We start from the raw sequence: 15967 nt of genomic DNA, 5'->3' as shown, positions 1-15967 counted from the left end.
TTACGGCGCAATCTCGCGCCACTGACCATCGGCCGCGCTGCTCGCCAGCACGGCGTCGATAAAACGCAGACCCGCCACGCCGTCATCCACGGTTGTCAGCAACAGACTTTCCGGCGGCAGCGCGCGGCCCTCGTTCAGCGCCTCGATCTGCAACGCCGCGTCCTTGTACAACTGCGCGAACGCTTCCAGATAACCTTCGGGATGACCCGCCGGCACCCGCGTCGCATGGGCCGCGCTCGCGCCGCTCACGCGTGCGCGCGTCAAACGCTGCGCTGCTGCGCCGAGCGGCGTGAACCACAATTCGTTGGGCTGCTCCTGATCGAATGCGAGGCTCGCTTTCGTTCCGTAGACACGCAGACGCAATGCGTTCTCCGCGCCGCTCGCGACCTGGCTCGCCCACAGCATGCCGCGCGCGCCGTTCGCGTAGCGCAGCATGGCCTGCACATGATCGTCGATGCGCCGTCCAGGCACGAACGTATGCAACTCCGCGGAAAGCGCGACGGGCGTCATGCCCGTGACGAACGCGGCAAGCTGATAAGCATGCGTGCCGATATCGCCGAGACAACCTGCCGGCCCCGCCAACGCCGGGTCCGTGCGCCAGCCGGCCTGCTTGTTCAGGCCGCCGTTTTCAATCGGTTCGGCGAGCCAGTCTTGCGCGTATTCGACCTGCACGACGCGAATCTGGCCGAGTTCGCCCGCTTCGATCATCTCGCGTGCGTGGCGCACCAATGGATAGCCGGAGTAGGTGTGCGTCAGCGCAAAGAGCCGGTTCTTCTCGCGCGCGAGTTTCGCCAGCGCTTCGCCTTCGGCGAGCGAAATGGCGAGCGGCTTGTCACACACCACATGGATGCCGGCTTCGAGAAACGCGGTCGCGACCGGCGCATGCAGATGATTCGGCGTGACGATAGCGACGGCGTCGATGCCGTCATCGCGTGCCGCTTCCACGCGCGCCATCTCGCGCCAGTCGTCGTAGCTGCGCCCGACGCCCGCTTCCGCCGCGCTCTGACGCGCGCGCTCGGGATCGGACGACAACGCGCCCGCCACCAGTTCGAAGCGATCGTCGAGCCGCGCCGCGATCCGATGCACCGCGCCGATGAACGCGCCCTGCCCGCCGCCGACCATCCCTAGCCTGAGTCTTCTGAGTCTCTTGTATGGCATCGCGCTTCTTCCTTTCGCCTGTCGTTGCTGTCGTTGCTGTCGTTGCACTGCGCTTGACTACGCTTACCTACGCTCAAATGCCGAGCACGCGTTTTAATTGCGCCGCGTCGACGCCGCTGCCCGCGAAGTCGTCGAATGCATGTTCGGCCACGCGGATAATGTGCTCGCGAATGAACTGCGCGCCTTCGCGCGCGCCGTCGTGAGGATGCTTGAGCGCGCATTCCCATTCGAGCACTGCCCAGCCGGGGAAATCGTATTGCGCCATCTTCGAGAAGATCGCGCGAAAGTCGATCTGCCCGTCGCCGAGCGAACGAAAACGCCCCGCGCGCTCGACCCAGCCGCTATAGCCGCCATACACGCCCTGCTTGCCGTTCGGCCGGAATTCCGCGTCCTTCACATGAAACGCCTTGATGCGCTCGTGATAGATGTCGATGAACGCGAGATAGTCGAGCTGCTGCAAAACGAAATGGCTCGGATCGTAGAGAATGTTCGCGCGCGGATGCTGCCTCACTGCATCGAGAAAACGCTCGAAGGTCACGCCGTCGTGCAGGTCTTCGCCCGGATGCAGCTCGTAGCAGACGTTCACGCCGGCGGCGTCGAATGCATCGAGAATCGGCGTCCAGCGGCGCGCGAGTTCGTCGAATGCGGCTTCGACCAGACCGGCTGGACGCTGCGGCCACGGGTACAGATACGGCCACGCGAGCGCGCCCGAAAACGACACATGCGCATCGAGCCCGAGACGCTGCGACGCCTTCGCGGCGAGCTTCAATTGCTCGATGGCCCATTCGGTGCGCGCTGACGGATTGCCGCGCACGTGAGCCGCCGCAAAGCCGTCGAATAACGTGTCGTACGCGGGATGCACGGCCACGAGTTGTCCTTGCAGATGCGTCGACAACTCGGTGATCGTCACGCCCGCGTTGTCCACGGTCTCGCGCAACTCGTCGCAATACGACTGACTCGACGCGGCCTGTTCGAGATCGATCAGGCGCGCATCGCACGGCACCTGAATGCCCTTGAAGCCGAGACTCGCGGCCCAACTGGCCAGGTGCGCGAGATTGTCGAACGGCGCCTCGTCGCCCATGAATTGAGCGAGAAAAATCGCCGGACCTTTGATGGTTTTCATCGTTGGGTTCCTTTAACCTTGGGTTCCTTTGATCTTGGGTTGATCTACCCATTAACGAGGGCCGCGCTTCACGATCAGAACGGCGAATCGGGGAAGTAGAACTGCTGCGCGTTTTCCTTCGTGATGAGCACCGAAGGAATGATCGTCGTGGCCGGCAGCTTCTCGCCTTTAAGACGTGCCTCGGCGGTGAGCTTGATCGCGTCGTAGATGAACTTCGGCGAGTACGACACGTCGGCCTTGATGAGCGGCGCGCCATCCATCACGTTCTTCACCATGCCCTTCGAGCCCGCGCCGCCGAATACGATCTTGACGTCGCTGCGCTTCGCCTGGTCGATGGCCTTCAGCACGCCGACCGCCATGTCGTCGTCGGCGGCCCAGACGGCGTCGATGTGCTTGAAGCGCGTGAGGTAATCCTGCATCACCTTGAACGCGTCGTCGCGATTCCAGTTCGCGTATTTCGCGTCGAGAATCTTGATGTTCGGATAGCCCTTCAATACGCCGGTGAAAGCGGTCCAGCGTTCGTTGTCGAGCGTGGTCGGAATGCCGCGCAGCGCGACGATGTCGCCCTTGCCGTCCAGCGCTTTCGCCAGAAATTCAGCGGGGATTCTGCCGAACGCGGTGTTGTCGCCGGCCACGTACGCATCTTGCGCGCTGGTGTCGGTCAGGCCGCGGTCCACCACCGTCACATACACGCCCTTCTTCTTCACCTGCGCGACCGGTTGCGTGAGCGACGCCGATTCGAACGGGAAAATCACGAGCGCATTGATCTTGTTGACGGTCACGAGATCCTGCAACTGGTTGGCCTGCTCGGGCGAGCCGGCCGCGGTCTTGACGATCACTTTCAGATTCGGATGTTCTTTCTCAAGATCGGCCTTCGCCTTGTTGGCCCACCAGACGATGCCGCCCGTGAAGCCGTGATCGGCGGTTGGAATCGCGACGCCCAGCGTGACCTTGTCGTCGGCGCGCGCGATGCCCGCCGTGCTCACTATGCCCAACGCCAGCATGCCGGCGCCGATCGCTCGAATGACCTGCTTCATGGTGTGTCTCCTATCTGATGTTGTGAGGCGATCGTGCGCCCCTTCCGTTGTTTCACCGTGAATCACCGTGAATCGCTACCGCCTTCCGCGTTGAACGAACGCGACGAAGATAATCACCACGCCCTGCACCGCCGCGTTCAGATACACGCTGATGATGCTGGTGAGATTCAGAATGTTGGCGATCACCGACAGCAGGATCGCGCCGACCACGGTGCCGACCACGCGTCCTTCGCCGCCCTTGAGCGCCGTTCCGCCGACGACCACCGACGCAATCGCCTCCAGTTCCCACAGCAGGCCGGTGGTCGGCGTCGCCGAGCCGAGGCGCGGCACGTACAGCACCGTGGCCACGCCGACGCAGATGCCGAGCAGCACATACGTGACGATCTTCACCGTGTCGACGCGTATCGCCGCATAACGCGCGACCTGTTCGTTCGAGCCGATCGCCTGCACGTGCCGGCCAAATGCGGTGCGGTTGAGAATCAGCGCGCCGCCTGCGGCCGTCACGAGAAACACCCAGATCGGCACCGGCACGCCGAAGAGGCTCGCGTAATACACCGGCCCATAAAGATCGGATAACGAATTGTCGAGCGTCAGCGCGCCGCCGTCGGCGAGCCAGGTCAGCACCGCGCGAAAGATGCCGAGCGTGCCCAGCGTGACGATGAACGGCTCGATGCGTCCTTTAGTGATCAGCAAACCGTGCGCGCAGCCGAACAGTCCGCCGAGTACGAGCGCGAATGCGATGCCCAACGTGACGATGACGAGCGGCGGGAACGTATGGCCGCCGACGCCCGCCGCGAGCCCGTTCATCAGCCAGATCATGCTGCCCGCGATCAGCGCGGCCATTGAGCCGACCGACAGATCGATGCCGCCCGAGATGATCACGAACGTCATGCCGACCGCGATGATGCCGATGAACGACGTGCGCGTGAGCACGTTCATCATGTTGTCGAGCGTGGCGAAATCGCGGTTCAGCAGCGTGCCGGCGATGCACAGCGCGATCAGGCCGGCGAACGGCCCAAGCGCATACAGACGATGCGCGAAGCGCAACGCGCGGCCGGATTGCACGGCTTCAGTGGGTGCCGGTCGCATGAGCGATCAACTCCTCTTCGGTCAGATGGTCGAGCGTGAGCGTGGCTTGCAGACGTCCCGCGCGCATCACGGCGACGCGATGGCACAATCCGATCAGCTCGATCAGTTCGGATGAAATGACGATCACCGCGCGGCCTTGCGCGGCGAGACGATGAATCAGGAAATAGATGTCGCGTTTCGCGCCGACGTCGACGCCGCGCGTCGGTTCGTCGAGCACGATCACGTCGGGCTCCGGCTGCAGGAACTTGGCGAGCGCGAGCTTCTGCTGATTGCCGCCCGAGAGCATGCGCGCGCGGCTCGACAGATCGCCCGTGCGTATGCCGAATTCGCTCACCGCATGCTTCAACGCGTCGCGGCCCGCCTTCATGTCGAGCAGCGGATGCGCGTAGCGTTCGAGCGTCATCAGCGTGACGTTGTCCTGCAGGCTCAGGTTCACATGCAGGCCCTTGCCCTTGCGGTCCTCGCTGAGATACGTGAGGCCGTGACGCATCGCATCGCGCGGGCTTTTCAGATCGACGGCATGCCCGGCGATTTCGATGCGCCCAGCCGTGCGCTTGCGCAAACCGATGATCGCTTCGAAGGCTTCGGTGCGGCCCGCGCCGACGAGTCCGGCGAAGCCGAGCACTTCACCGGCGCGCACGTCGAAGCTCAGATTGTCGACCCACTCCGGCACCGCGAGCCCTTCGACTTTGAGCGCGACCGGCGCGCTCGCGGACACGGTGATCTTGTCGGGGAACATGTCGGACACGTCGCGGCCGACCATCAGGTTCGCCATCTGCTGCCGCGCAAGCGCCGCCGTTTCGTTGCGCGCGACGAAGCGGCCGTCGCGCATCACGATCACTTCGTCGGTGATGCGCTCGACTTCATCGAGCTTGTGCGAGATGTAGACGATGGTCGCGCCGTCGGCCTTCAGCTTCGCCATCAGCGTGAAAAGCCGCTCGGTTTCGGACGGCGTGAGCGTAGCGGTCGGCTCGTCCATGATGAGCAGACGCGCGCGGCGCGACAGCGCCTTCGCGATCTCCACCATCTGCTTTTCCGCGACGATCAGTTCGCGCACCTTCGTATCCGGCGCCTTGTCGAGACCCACCTGCGCGAGATAACGCGCGGCTTCGGCGCGCATCGCGGCGTCGTCGACGAACCAGCCGCGCCGCTTCTCGTGGCCGAGGTACATGTTCTGCGCAATCGTCAGATGCTCGGCGAGGTTGAACTCCTGGTGAATCAGCACGATGCCTTGCGCTTCGGCGTCGCGCGATCCGGCAAAGTGTTGCGCATGGCCGTCGACCAGCAACGTGCCCGACGTCGCGGTTTCGTAGCCGGCGAGAATCTTCATCAGCGTCGACTTGCCCGCGCCGTTCTCGCCGAGCAAACCGTAGATGCGCCCAGGCGCGAGATCGAAGCTCACGCCGTGCAGCACGCACACGGGGCCGAAGTCTTTGCGGATGTCGTCGAAGCGGATCGCGAGACTCATGGCTCAGGTGCTCCCGCGAATCACGAGCCGATGCGGCAGCAGCACGCCCGGCACGTTCGCCAACGGATTCGCGAGCCGCTGCAACAGCAGACGCGCGGCGGTCTCGCCGAGTTCGCGCATCGGCTGGGCGATGGTGGTGAGCGGCGGATCGACTTGCGCGGCGATCGAGATGTCGTCGAAGCCGACCACGGCGACATCCTGCGGCACGCGTTTGCCGATGCTGCGCAAGCCGTGCAGGACGCCGGTCGCGAGCGTGTCGGAGACGGCAAAGATCGCGCTCGGCGGCTCCGTTTGTCCTTGTCCCCGCCCTTGCCTCGGCAGCATTAGCGAAACCGCCGCCGACGCGCCCGCCTCGTAGTCGAGACTGTTCAGATTCATGCGCCAGCCGTCGAGCGGCTCGATCCCCGCCTCGGTCAGCGCATCGAGATAACCTTGCTGACGCTGCCGCGCGTACAGGTAGTCGACGTCCGAATTGATGAGGCCGATGCGCCGGTGGCCGCGCGCGAGCAGATGCCGCACGGCGTCGCCCGCGGCCCGATAGTTGTCGATGCCCACATACGGCACGCCCATCGCCGGATCGAACTCGCAGCACGCGACCCACGGCAGCGCGCTCGACGCTTCGCCGAGCGCCTGCTGGATCGTCGCGGGATCGAGGCAGATCGCGCCGTCCGCGCGGCGGCGGCGCAGCAGATCGAAGTAGCTGCGCTCGCGGCCGGGGTCGGCGCCGGTATCGCACAGAAGCATGAAGTAGCCGTGCTGGCGCGCGATGCTGTCGATGCCGCGCACGATCTCCGCGTAAAACGGATTGCCGAAGTCGGGGACCATCGTCAGCAGCAGGCGGCTTTCCGCGGTTCGCAGATTGCGCGCGAGTTCGTTGACGCGGTAGCCGCTTGCGTCGATGGCGGCCAGCACCTTGTCGCGGGTCGCGGGCCGCACGTTCTCGTGCGCGTTCAGCACGCGCGATACGGTGGCGACGGAAACGCCCGCCTGCCGCGCGACGCCGGCGATCGACAAACCTTCGGGCGCGGGCGTGACTGCGGCTGCGCGTGTGGCAGCGCTTTCCACAGGCTTCGCTTTCGACGTCGGTCTCGGCACGGACGCGGCTCCAGAATGTAATCGATTACATTTTTGAGCGATGACAGCCCGAAGTGCAAGCCCAGATTGCTAGGGATTAACACGGGGGCAACGGCGGGCAGCAGCGGGGCAACGCGGACAAAAGCAGCCGCGCCGCGCTGCGCGCCCTGGCCCGGAACCCCGGCGCCATTTGGTACAATCCCGCAGTTACCCTGCCGTGCCTGCCTGCCGGCTTCAATGCCGAGGCTCATGCCCAGGCGCCCGCGCAGCGGATAAATCGCAAAACTCGCAAACCAGAACCGCCAATCCACCATGAACATCGAGCAAGCGCGTTTCAACATGATCGAACAGCAGATCCGCCCCTGGGAAGTGCTCGACCAGGACGTGCTGAATCTGCTGTCGATCGTCAAGCGTGAAAACTTCGTCCCCGCCGCGTACCACGAACTGGCCTTCGTCGACTTCGAAGTGCCGCTGCCGGCCGGCCAGCACATGCTGGCGCCGCGCGTCGAAGCGCGCACGCTGCAGGAACTGGCGGTGAAGAAGCACGAAAGCGTGCTGGAAATCGGCGCCGGCTCGGGTTATATGGCGGCACTGCTCGCGCATCGCGCGCAACACGTGCTGACGGTGGACATCGAACCTGAACTCGCCGAACTCGCGAGAACCAACCTGATCGCCAACGGCGTGCTCAACGCGGAAGTCGCGACCGGCGACGCCGCGCGCGGCTGGTCCGCCGCCGCGCCGTACGACGTGATCTGCGTGTCGGGCGGACTGCCCGTGCTGCCGCAGGAAATCCTCGAACAACTGAAGGTGGGCGGCCGTCTGGCGGCATTCGTCGGCACGGCGCCGGTCATGAAGGCGCAGATCATCACGCGCATCGACGAAAAGCAGTACCGCATTGCCGACGTGTTCGAGACGTATGTCGAGCCGCTCGTCAACGCCGTGCAGCCGCCGCGCTTCAAGTTCTGATTCGCCTGTTTTTCACGGACGGCCGGCGCGCGCCGCCGTCCTTTGAACGGAAGTCCCGCTGATGCAAAACCTGACCGCTCCCGCACTCGCCGAATGGCTCGCCGACACGTCGCGCCCCGCCCCCGTGCTGCTCGACGTGCGTGAACCGTGGGAAATCCAGACGGCGGCGATGCCGGGCATCGTGTCGATTCCGATGCGCGAGATTCCCGCGCGCAGCGAGGAACTCGACGACGACGCGCAAATCGTCTGCATCTGCCATCACGGCGCGCGCAGCGCCCAGGTCGCCATGTTCCTCGAATCGCGCGGCCACGCCAACGTCTTCAATCTGCAAGGCGGGATCGACGCCTGGTCGCGTCAGGTCGATCCGTCGGTTCCGACGTACTGATCGCGTACTGATCGTGTAGAGGCGGTTCGTTTCCGCCAGCTCGAGCGTGAGCCCGCGAAACGCGGACTCACGTCAATCGCTACTACGCCTGCACGAACGCCAGAAGATCCGCGTTCAACACATCCGCATTCACGGTCAACATGCCGTGCGGGAAGCCCGGATACGTTTTCAGCGTGCCGTTCTTCAGCAGCTTGATCGACTTCAGCGCCGCGTCCGCATACGGCACGATCTGATCGTCCTCACCGTGCAGCACGAGCGTGGGCACCGAGATCGCGCGCAGGTCCCCCGCTCTGGTCCGTTTCCGAGAAAGCCTTGATGCCTTCATAGTGGGCCTTCGCGCTGCCCATCATCCCCTGACGCCACCAGTTCTGAATCACGCCTTGATGGACTGTCGCGCCCGCACGGTTGAAGCCGTAGAACGGACCCGCCGGAACATCGACAAAGAATTGCGCGCGATTGGCGGCCAGCGCCGCGCGAAAGCCGTCGAAAACCTCGAGCGGCAAGCCTTCGGGATTCGCCTCGGTCTTGAGCATCAGCGGCGGCACGGCGCTCACCAGCACCGCCTTCGCCACGCGGCCGGAAGGCTCGCCATGCTTCGCCACGTAACGCGCCACCTCGCCGCCGCCCGTCGAATGGCCGATGTGCACCGCGTTGCGCAAGTCGAGCGCTTCGACCACGGCGAAGGCGTCGGCGGCGTAGTGGTCCATGTCGTGTCCTTCCGACACTTGCGACGAGCGGCCGTGGCCGCGCCGGTCATGGGCGATCACGCGATAGCCCTTCTGGACGAAGAACAGCATCTGCGTATCCCAGTCGTCGGAAGACAATGGCCAGCCATGATGGAAGACGATCGGCTGCGCGTCTTTCGGGCCCCAGTCCTTGTAGAAAATCTCGACGTTGTCCTTCGTTGTCACATACGGCATGGTCGTTTCTCCGGTTGAGATTTTTGGCGATAGCCGGCTACATGATCCGGCTGCCGTGTTACGAAAGCCACCACGGTGGCGGCGACTGCACAAGCAACTGCAAACGCATCGAATGGAGAATACGGACGCGCTCCGCGTTATGGAAGAGATTTGCACCGCTTCGCCGCATTGATTGCGAAATTTCACAGGTTTTTCGGAATGCCACACAGGCACCATGCTCTGTTCATTCTGGGAGCCGTGTGATGAGACTAATAAAGATCGCGATGCTGGCCGCAACGTTGTTGCCGCTGTCGTCGTTTGCGGCGCTTGGCGGCGCCCCCGTCGCGAACGCCTCCGCGCCGCTCGTGCTGCGCGCCGCGGCGACGCAGTCGGTTTCGGATTCCGCTTCGGCGTCCGCTTCCGCGTCCCCTGCCGCGGGCAGCCAGCCGGCCAGCGCCGTCACCGCCACGGCGCCCTACACGATGCGCCAGTCCGTCGACGCGAACGGCGTCACGATCCGCGAATACCTGCTGCCGGCCAACGTCGTGTTCGCCGTCACCTGGCAAGGGCCGATCCGCCCGAACATGCGCGCGCTGCTCGGCAGCTACTTCACGAACTACGTTGCCGCCGGCCAGACCGGCGTGCGCGGCTCCGGCCCGCTGATAGAAGGCAACGACGATTTCCGCATCGAGTCCGCAGGCCGCCTGGGGAACTTCTCCGGCATGGCCTGGCTGCCGCGTCTGTTGCCCGCGGGCGTGCGTCCCGGCGACCTCGAATAACCGCCGCTCGGCACGAAGAGAACAAGACATGAATACATTAAAGAAGACGCTTTCGCTCGCGGCCGCCATTGGCGTGTTCGCGCTTTCGGCATGTGGAGGCGGCGGCAGCAGTGGCGGCAGCAACAATCAGGGCAGCAATTCGGTTGGCTGGAATGCGACGCCGGACTGGACGCCGCACGGCTCAGGCACGGACTCGGGGAATTCATCGCCGCCCGCAACCGGCGACAACACGGCGACGATCACCGTCGACAAGTCGATGGGCAGCATCAACATGCCGAAGGTGTCCATCAAGATCTGCGTGCCGGGCACGCAGAGCACGCCGCAATGCGTGACCGTGGACAACATGCTGGTCGACACCGGCTCCACGGGCGTGCGCATCGCCGCGCGCGCGATTCCCACGCTGGCCCCGTTGCTGCTCACGCAGGTCGGCGCTGCGGACGACACGAGCGGCTCGGCGCCTATTGTCGAATGCATGCCGTTCGCGTCGGGCTACACGTGGGGCTCGGTCAAGCGCGCCGACATCACGATCGGCAGCAAGACGGCGAGCAATCTTCCCATTCAGGTGTATTCGGACAACGCCTATCCGGTGCCGGACGACTGCTCGAACTCCGGTGCCGACATTGGCGGCGCCGACTTCTCGAACATGAACGGCATTGTCGGTGTGGACAGTTTCACAAGCGATTCGGCGGACGCACTGACCACCGCGGTTCCCGGCCTTTACTACTATTGCCCGTCGCAGAACTCGTGCGTCAGCACGCGCATGCTGGCCGGCAAGCAGGTCAGGAATCCGATCGCATCATTCGCCACCGACAACAACGGCGCGATCATCCGTCTGCCCGCCGTGCCGGCCGGCGGCAAGACTAGCGTGACGGGGCAACTGGTGTTCGGCATCGGTACACAGCAGAACAATCAGGTGCCGTCCACCGCGACGATTCTTGCCGTCGACAAATACGGCAGTTTCACCACGCAGTACAAAGGCCGGGCCTTCACCCACAGCCTGATAGACAGCGGCACGAACGCCTATGCCTTTCCGGATGACACCATTCCGACCGCGCTCGGCGACTGGTACACGCCCGCTGCGCCGCTCAGCCTGAGCGCAACAATGGAGTCGACCAACGGCTCCGGCAAGCCGCTCGATGTGCCGTTCTCGATCGCCAATCCGGGCGGCCGAAGCTCAGCGGGTTACTACGCGCTGAGCGACGCGGGCAGCAACTTCTCGCAGCACAAGAACAGCATGTTCTTGTGGGGACTGCCGTTTTTCTATGGACGCGACGTTTATACGGCCATGGGTAACGCGAAGGTAGGCACTCAGACCGGACCGTTCATCGCGTTCTAACCATTTGGCGCGGCACTGAAGGCGCGGCGTTACCGCTGTTACCGCCGCGCCTTCTTGCGCCATTTCCCAGGACACATTCAGCTTTGTCGGCATATTCCGGTACGGCTGCGCTGGCAACATGCTCCGACCTGTTTTCTGGAGCATTGCGATGAATCTTGTGAAGGCCGCGCTCGCCGCTGCGGTGATGTTGCCGCTGGCTTCCTATGCGGCGTTGGGCGGCGCGCCGACGATCAGTGCAGCGTCGCAGTCACGGCTGCGGTCCGCCGCCGTTGCCGCGCCCACCGCTTTGGCTTCCGCCTCGTACACCGTGCGTGAAGCGCACGATGCGGACGGCGTCACGATTCGCGAATACGTGCTGCCCAATAACGTCGTGTTTGCCGTCGCGTGGCAGGGGCCGGTGCGCCCCGACATGAATGCGCTGCTAGGCAATTATTTTCATCGCGCGGCGTCGGCGGGTGCGGGTAAGCCTCGCGGCACCGGTCCGTTAATCGACCGTAGCGACGACTTCCAGATCGAGTCGGTCGGCCGGCCTGGCAATTTCTTCGGCAAAGCGATTTTGCCGCGGCTGCTGCCGGCGAATGTCCGTGCAGAAGATGTCCGGTAACGGCCCGCGTCGATTTACGAAGAAGAAAATAATGAAGACTTTCAGCAAGACAGTTTGCTTCGCTTTGCTCACGGTTAGCGTCGGGCTTTCCGGTTGCGGCGGCGGCGGTGGCGGCGACGATGCATCGGGCGCGGCGGTGCAGAATAACGATAAAGCGGATTCTGTGAGTCCGGCTTCGAGTCCGCGTCCTTCGCCGGCTCCGGCACCTGCACCGACTCCGGCTCCGACGCCCGCTCCAGCTCCGACGCCTGTGCCGACTCCGACTCCGGCACCTGTTCCGACGCCTACGCCCACGCCAAGGCCGACTCCGACGCCATCCCCGGCTCCGACACCGACACCGACACCGACGCCAACTCCGACTCCGGCACCGGCACCGACACCAACGCCGACGCCGACGCCGAAACCAACACCGACTCCGACTCCGACTCCGACTCCGACTCCGACACCAACTCCGACTCCGACTCCGACTCCGACTCCGACACCAACTCCAACTCCGACTCCGACTCCAACTCCAACTCCGACACCGACACCGACACCAACCCCAACCCCAACACCGACACCAACACCGACACCAACACCGACACCAACGCCCACACCAACGCCCACGCCAACGCCCACACCAACGCAAAACACAGCCCCCATTACAATAGAACGATGGACAGGCGGCTACGCGAACACGCCGTACGTCACGGTCACGATCTGCATTCCCGGCGTGCAAGGCGCGAATCAATGCGCGACCATCGATCACATGTTGCTCGATACCGGCTCGGCAGGCGTGCGTGTGATGGCGAGCGCGCTCGGGTCGGCGCTGGCGGGCAGCTTGCCGGCGCAGACAGGCGCGACCGACGATCCCACGCACAACGCGTCCATCTCCCAGTGCGCGATCTTTGCGTCGGGTTACACGTGGGGCTCGGTCAAGCGCGCGGACGTGAGCATCGGCGGAAAGCTGGCGGGCAGTCTGCCGGTGCAGATCATCAGCGACGGCGCGAATCCGACGCCGACCGATTGCGCGTCGCGCGGCGTCGTCGATATTGGTAGCGTCGCGCAGCTCGGCGCGAACGGCGTGGTCGGCATCGGCTCGGCGGTCCGCGACTTCCCGCTCGCCGCGCAATATATGTTGCCGGCAACGTACTATTACTGTCCGTCGTCGGGTCCATGCGCGAACACGCGCGTGCCGCTCGATACGCAGGTCATGAATCCGGTTGCGGACTTCACGACCGACAACAACGGCACGATCATCCGTCTGCCTTCGTTGCAGCCGGGCGGCCAGGCAAGCGCGACGGGCGAGCTCGTGTTCGGTATCGGCACGCAGCAGAACAACGCGCTGCCGTCGACCGCGAACATCATCCCGCTCGACAGCAACGGCTTTTTCACGACGACGTACAAGGGAAGCGCGTTCGGCAACGGCGTGATCGACAGCGGCTCGAACATAACGATCTTCGGCGACACGGCCATTCCGTTCGATGCATGGGGCCGCTATACGCCATCGACCACGCTGAGCCTGTCTGCCGTGCTCAAGCCGACGAGCGGCGCGCTCAAGTCCGCGACCGTGCCCTTCCAGGTCGCCAACACCGCGAGCCTCCTCGCCGGCACGTATGCCGCGTTCGACAACATCGCCGCGTACACGTCGGTCTCGGGCTATTTCATCTGGGGCTTGCCGTTCTTCTTCGGCCGCAGTGTTTATACGGCGCTTAGCGGCTCGCAAGCCGGGCCGCAGAGCGGGCCCTTCGTTGCGTTCTAAGAAAGCCGACGCACAACGCGGGTAATGCACGAGGCCGGCATAGGCAACAGCCGGCCTCATGCAAGACCATTCATACGCGTTCAATAGCGGACATTGGACGCGTCGGCGGCGGTCGCGAATATCGCCGCGATCTTGCGGTTTCGATCACGTCCGAAAAGCCGCCGAGGCTGACGAACCACGCGGCGATAGTCGCGCTCGCACCCGATCGAGCGCGTGCGCTGTCTTCGCCAAGCCGGCGGTGAAACGCGAGCGCTATCGAACAGTACGCTGCCCCTCCTCACGCCGGCCGTGAAAGGCGAGCGCAATCTCAGCGGCGCGTTGCGTTCGCCACAACCACCGCCATACGCGAGCGCCACCCCAAGCGCCGCATCCCCATGCACAACGCCGCTGCGCATGTGCACCGTCAAAGCCCGCTTGCCGATTCTCACGCCTCGTCGCGGCGCGTCCCGCACCCGAACGAGGCGCATCCCATCTGCATGCACCACATTCGTACGCCAGCACGCATAAGCCCGCTTGCTCCGGGCCGCGCCACAGCGCGCGACGCTGCCATCCCGCGCGTTTCATCAACATGGCATATGCCTTGCAGTACAGGAGCGGCAAATCATGCAGGGCACGCCCCTGTGGCTGAGATCGACGCCCATAAACATTCATCATCAATGGCAAGGGGATACACATGAAACGTCGCAGTCTGTTGAAGTTCGGCTCCATGTCCGGCGCGCTCGCGCTTGCAGGCCGCGTGCCGTTCGCGCACGCACAGTCCTCAAGCGGCCCGATCAAGGTAGGCGTCCTGCATTCGCTGTCGGGCACGATGGCGATCTCCGAGACATCGCTGAAAGACACCGCGCTGATGACGATCGCGGACATCAACAAGAACGGTGGCGTGATGGGCCGTCAGCTTCAGCCGGTGGTCGTCGACCCGGCATCGAACTGGCCGCTCTTCGCAGAAAAAGCGCGTCAACTGATCACGCAGGAAAAATGCGCGGTGGTGTTCGGCTGCTGGACTTCCGTGTCGCGCAAGTCGGTGCTGCCGGTCTTCGAGGAACTCAACGGCCTGCTGTTCTACCCCGTGCAGTACGAAGGCGAAGAGATGTCGCGCAACGTGTTTTACACGGGCGCGGCGCCGAACCAGCAGGCGATTCCCGCAACCGAATATCTGATGAGCGCGGAAGGCGGCGGCGCGAAGCGCTTCTTCCTGCTCGGCACCGACTATGTGTATCCGCGCACGACGAACAAGATCCTGCGCGCGTTCCTGAAGTCGAAGGGCGTGCAGGACGCCGACATCCAGGAGGTCTACACGCCGTTCGGCCATAGCGACTACCAGACCATCGTCGCGAACATCAAGACCTTCTCGCAAGGCGGCAAGACGGCCGTGATCTCGACGGTGAACGGCGACTCGAATGTGCCCTTCTACAAGGAACTCGGCAACCAGGGGGCTGAAGGCGTCGGACGTGCCGGTCGTCGCGTTCTCGGTCGGCGAGGAAGAACTGCGCGGCATCGACACGAAGCCGCTCGTCGGCAATCTCGCGGCATGGAACTACTTCATGTCGGTGCGCAATCCGGCCAACGAGAAGTTCAAGAAGCAATGGGCCGCGTGGGTCAAGGAAAACAACCTGCCGGGCGGCACGAAGCGCGTGACGAACGATCCGATGGAAGCGACTTTCGTCGGCATTCACATGTGGAAGCAGGCGGTCGAAAAGGCCAAGAGCACGGACGTCGACAAGGTACGCGTGGCGATGGTCGGCCAGCAGTTCGCGGCGCCGTCGGGCTTCACGCTCGAGATGGACGGCAACCACCATCTGCATAAGCCGGTGATGATCGGCGAAGTGCGCGCGGACGGTCAGTTCAATGTCGTATGGCGCACCAAGACCGCGGTTCGCGCGCAGCCGTGGAGTCCGTTTATCGCGGGCAATGCGGGCAAGCCGGATGTGGTGAGTTCGATTCCGGCGTTTCTGAAGCGCTCGCGGTCGCGGGTCGCCTGATTGGGTGGTGCGGCGTGTCGCGGCGGCTTGTGTTGCCGTTGCGATGCGTTGGTTTTGTGGTTGCGGCGCGCGTGCGGGGAGTCGCTTTGCGGCGCATGGCTTCGGGTTGAATTGCGTGGCCGTGCGTTGCTCGAATCGCGTGGATCGCGTAGTGCGTGGGTTGTACTGCGTCGCCGTGTTGCGTGGTCGTACTCCGTGGTCGCGTCGTGTGTCGTACTGCGCTGTCGCACTGCTGGTCGTCCTGCGCCGTCGTACTGCACCGCCGCACTACGCCGCATCGCGCCGCCAGCACCTCGCCACAACAAGCGGCCGGCCACAAGCATCCGCAG

At 64.2% G+C, this 15967-nt stretch carries 14 protein-coding genes and 2 pseudogenes; 7 read left to right on the top strand and 9 right to left on the bottom strand.

Annotated features, from left to right (window positions below):
* From ABIE53_RS05915 to ABIE53_RS05890, 6 genes are all read right to left on the bottom strand, one after another.
* Complete coding sequence (locus tag ABIE53_RS05915; protein ID WP_107707214.1) at positions 1-1158, bottom strand: Gfo/Idh/MocA family protein; 1158 nt, start codon at positions 1156-1158, stop codon at positions 1-3.
* Positions 1159-1231: 73 nt separating this feature from the next.
* Complete coding sequence (locus ABIE53_RS05910) at positions 1232-2281, bottom strand: sugar phosphate isomerase/epimerase family protein (protein ID WP_053857659.1); 1050 nt, start codon at positions 2279-2281, stop codon at positions 1232-1234.
* A 74-nt stretch (positions 2282-2355) separates the two neighbouring features.
* A complete protein-coding gene (locus ABIE53_RS05905) occupies positions 2356-3318 on the bottom strand; it encodes a substrate-binding domain-containing protein (RefSeq protein WP_006048569.1) in 963 nt (320 codons plus the stop codon).
* Positions 3319-3393: 75 nt separating this feature from the next.
* The gene (locus ABIE53_RS05900; protein WP_006048570.1) at positions 3394-4407 is read right to left on the bottom strand and encodes an ABC transporter permease; all 1014 of its coding nucleotides are present in this window, start codon (positions 4405-4407) and stop codon (positions 3394-3396) included.
* Positions 4388-5875: a sugar ABC transporter ATP-binding protein gene (locus tag ABIE53_RS05895; RefSeq protein WP_107707215.1), complete on the bottom strand. Its 1488-nt coding sequence runs from the start codon at positions 5873-5875 to the stop codon at positions 4388-4390. Before ABIE53_RS05895 ends, ABIE53_RS05900 begins: the two co-directional genes overlap by 20 nt.
* A gap of 3 nt (positions 5876-5878) precedes the next feature.
* The gene (locus ABIE53_RS05890; protein ID WP_044020760.1) at positions 5879-6940 is read right to left on the bottom strand and encodes a LacI family DNA-binding transcriptional regulator; all 1062 of its coding nucleotides are present in this window, start codon (positions 6938-6940) and stop codon (positions 5879-5881) included.
* A 321-nt stretch (positions 6941-7261) separates the two neighbouring features.
* On the opposite strand from ABIE53_RS05890, the gene ABIE53_RS05885 reads away from it, so the two are divergent.
* Both ABIE53_RS05885 and ABIE53_RS05880 read left to right on the top strand, forming a co-directional pair.
* Positions 7262-7915 carry a protein-L-isoaspartate O-methyltransferase family protein gene (locus tag ABIE53_RS05885; protein WP_006048573.1) on the top strand — a complete coding sequence of 218 codons (654 nt, stop codon included), beginning with the start codon at positions 7262-7264 and terminating at the stop codon, positions 7913-7915.
* Positions 7916-7976: 61 nt separating this feature from the next.
* Complete coding sequence (locus tag ABIE53_RS05880) at positions 7977-8300, top strand: rhodanese-like domain-containing protein (protein WP_006048574.1); 324 nt, start codon at positions 7977-7979, stop codon at positions 8298-8300.
* Between the two features lie 82 nt (positions 8301-8382).
* On the opposite strand, the pseudogene ABIE53_RS05875 reads toward ABIE53_RS05880, so the two are convergent.
* Positions 8383-9220: pseudogene (locus ABIE53_RS05875) on the bottom strand (alpha/beta fold hydrolase).
* Positions 9221-9462: 242 nt separating this feature from the next.
* Between ABIE53_RS05875 and ABIE53_RS05870 the strand changes: the two are divergent.
* The 3 genes from ABIE53_RS05870 to ABIE53_RS05860 all read left to right on the top strand — a co-directional run bounded on the left by ABIE53_RS05870 (position 9463) and on the right by ABIE53_RS05860 (position 11918).
* The gene (locus ABIE53_RS05870) at positions 9463-9978 is read left to right on the top strand and encodes a DUF2844 domain-containing protein (RefSeq protein ID WP_107707216.1); all 516 of its coding nucleotides are present in this window, start codon (positions 9463-9465) and stop codon (positions 9976-9978) included.
* Between the two features lie 28 nt (positions 9979-10006).
* Positions 10007-11314 (top strand): DUF3443 domain-containing protein, encoded by a 1308-nt coding sequence (locus ABIE53_RS05865; RefSeq protein WP_029971100.1) that lies wholly within the window; start codon positions 10007-10009, stop codon positions 11312-11314.
* Between the two features lie 148 nt (positions 11315-11462).
* Positions 11463-11918 carry a DUF2844 domain-containing protein gene (locus ABIE53_RS05860; RefSeq protein WP_107707217.1) on the top strand — a complete coding sequence of 152 codons (456 nt, stop codon included), beginning with the start codon at positions 11463-11465 and terminating at the stop codon, positions 11916-11918.
* A 284-nt stretch (positions 11919-12202) separates the two neighbouring features.
* Here the strand turns inward: ABIE53_RS05860 and ABIE53_RS05855 are convergent, their stop codons facing one another.
* Complete coding sequence (locus ABIE53_RS05855) at positions 12203-12469, bottom strand: hypothetical protein (protein ID WP_258196097.1); 267 nt, start codon at positions 12467-12469, stop codon at positions 12203-12205.
* Between the two features lie 89 nt (positions 12470-12558).
* On the opposite strand from ABIE53_RS05855, the gene ABIE53_RS05850 reads away from it, so the two are divergent.
* Complete coding sequence (locus tag ABIE53_RS05850) at positions 12559-13659, top strand: DUF3443 domain-containing protein (RefSeq protein WP_502922736.1); 1101 nt, start codon at positions 12559-12561, stop codon at positions 13657-13659.
* Positions 13660-13739: 80 nt separating this feature from the next.
* On the opposite strand, the gene ABIE53_RS05845 is transcribed toward ABIE53_RS05850, so the two are convergent.
* Positions 13740-14087, bottom strand: coding sequence for a hypothetical protein (locus ABIE53_RS05845; RefSeq protein WP_132384549.1), 348 nt, complete (start codon positions 14085-14087; stop codon positions 13740-13742).
* Positions 14088-14332: 245 nt separating this feature from the next.
* On the opposite strand from ABIE53_RS05845, the pseudogene urtA reads away from it, so the two are divergent.
* Positions 14333-15638: pseudogene (gene urtA / locus ABIE53_RS05840) on the top strand (urea ABC transporter substrate-binding protein).
* The last annotated feature ends 329 nt before the right edge of the window (positions 15639-15967 follow it).

The organism is Paraburkholderia sp. OAS925 (assembly GCF_040543975.1).
In the GTDB taxonomy this organism is placed as follows: domain Bacteria; phylum Pseudomonadota; class Gammaproteobacteria; order Burkholderiales; family Burkholderiaceae; genus Paraburkholderia; species Paraburkholderia graminis.
This window is presented reverse-complemented; position numbering and strand designations above follow the sequence as displayed.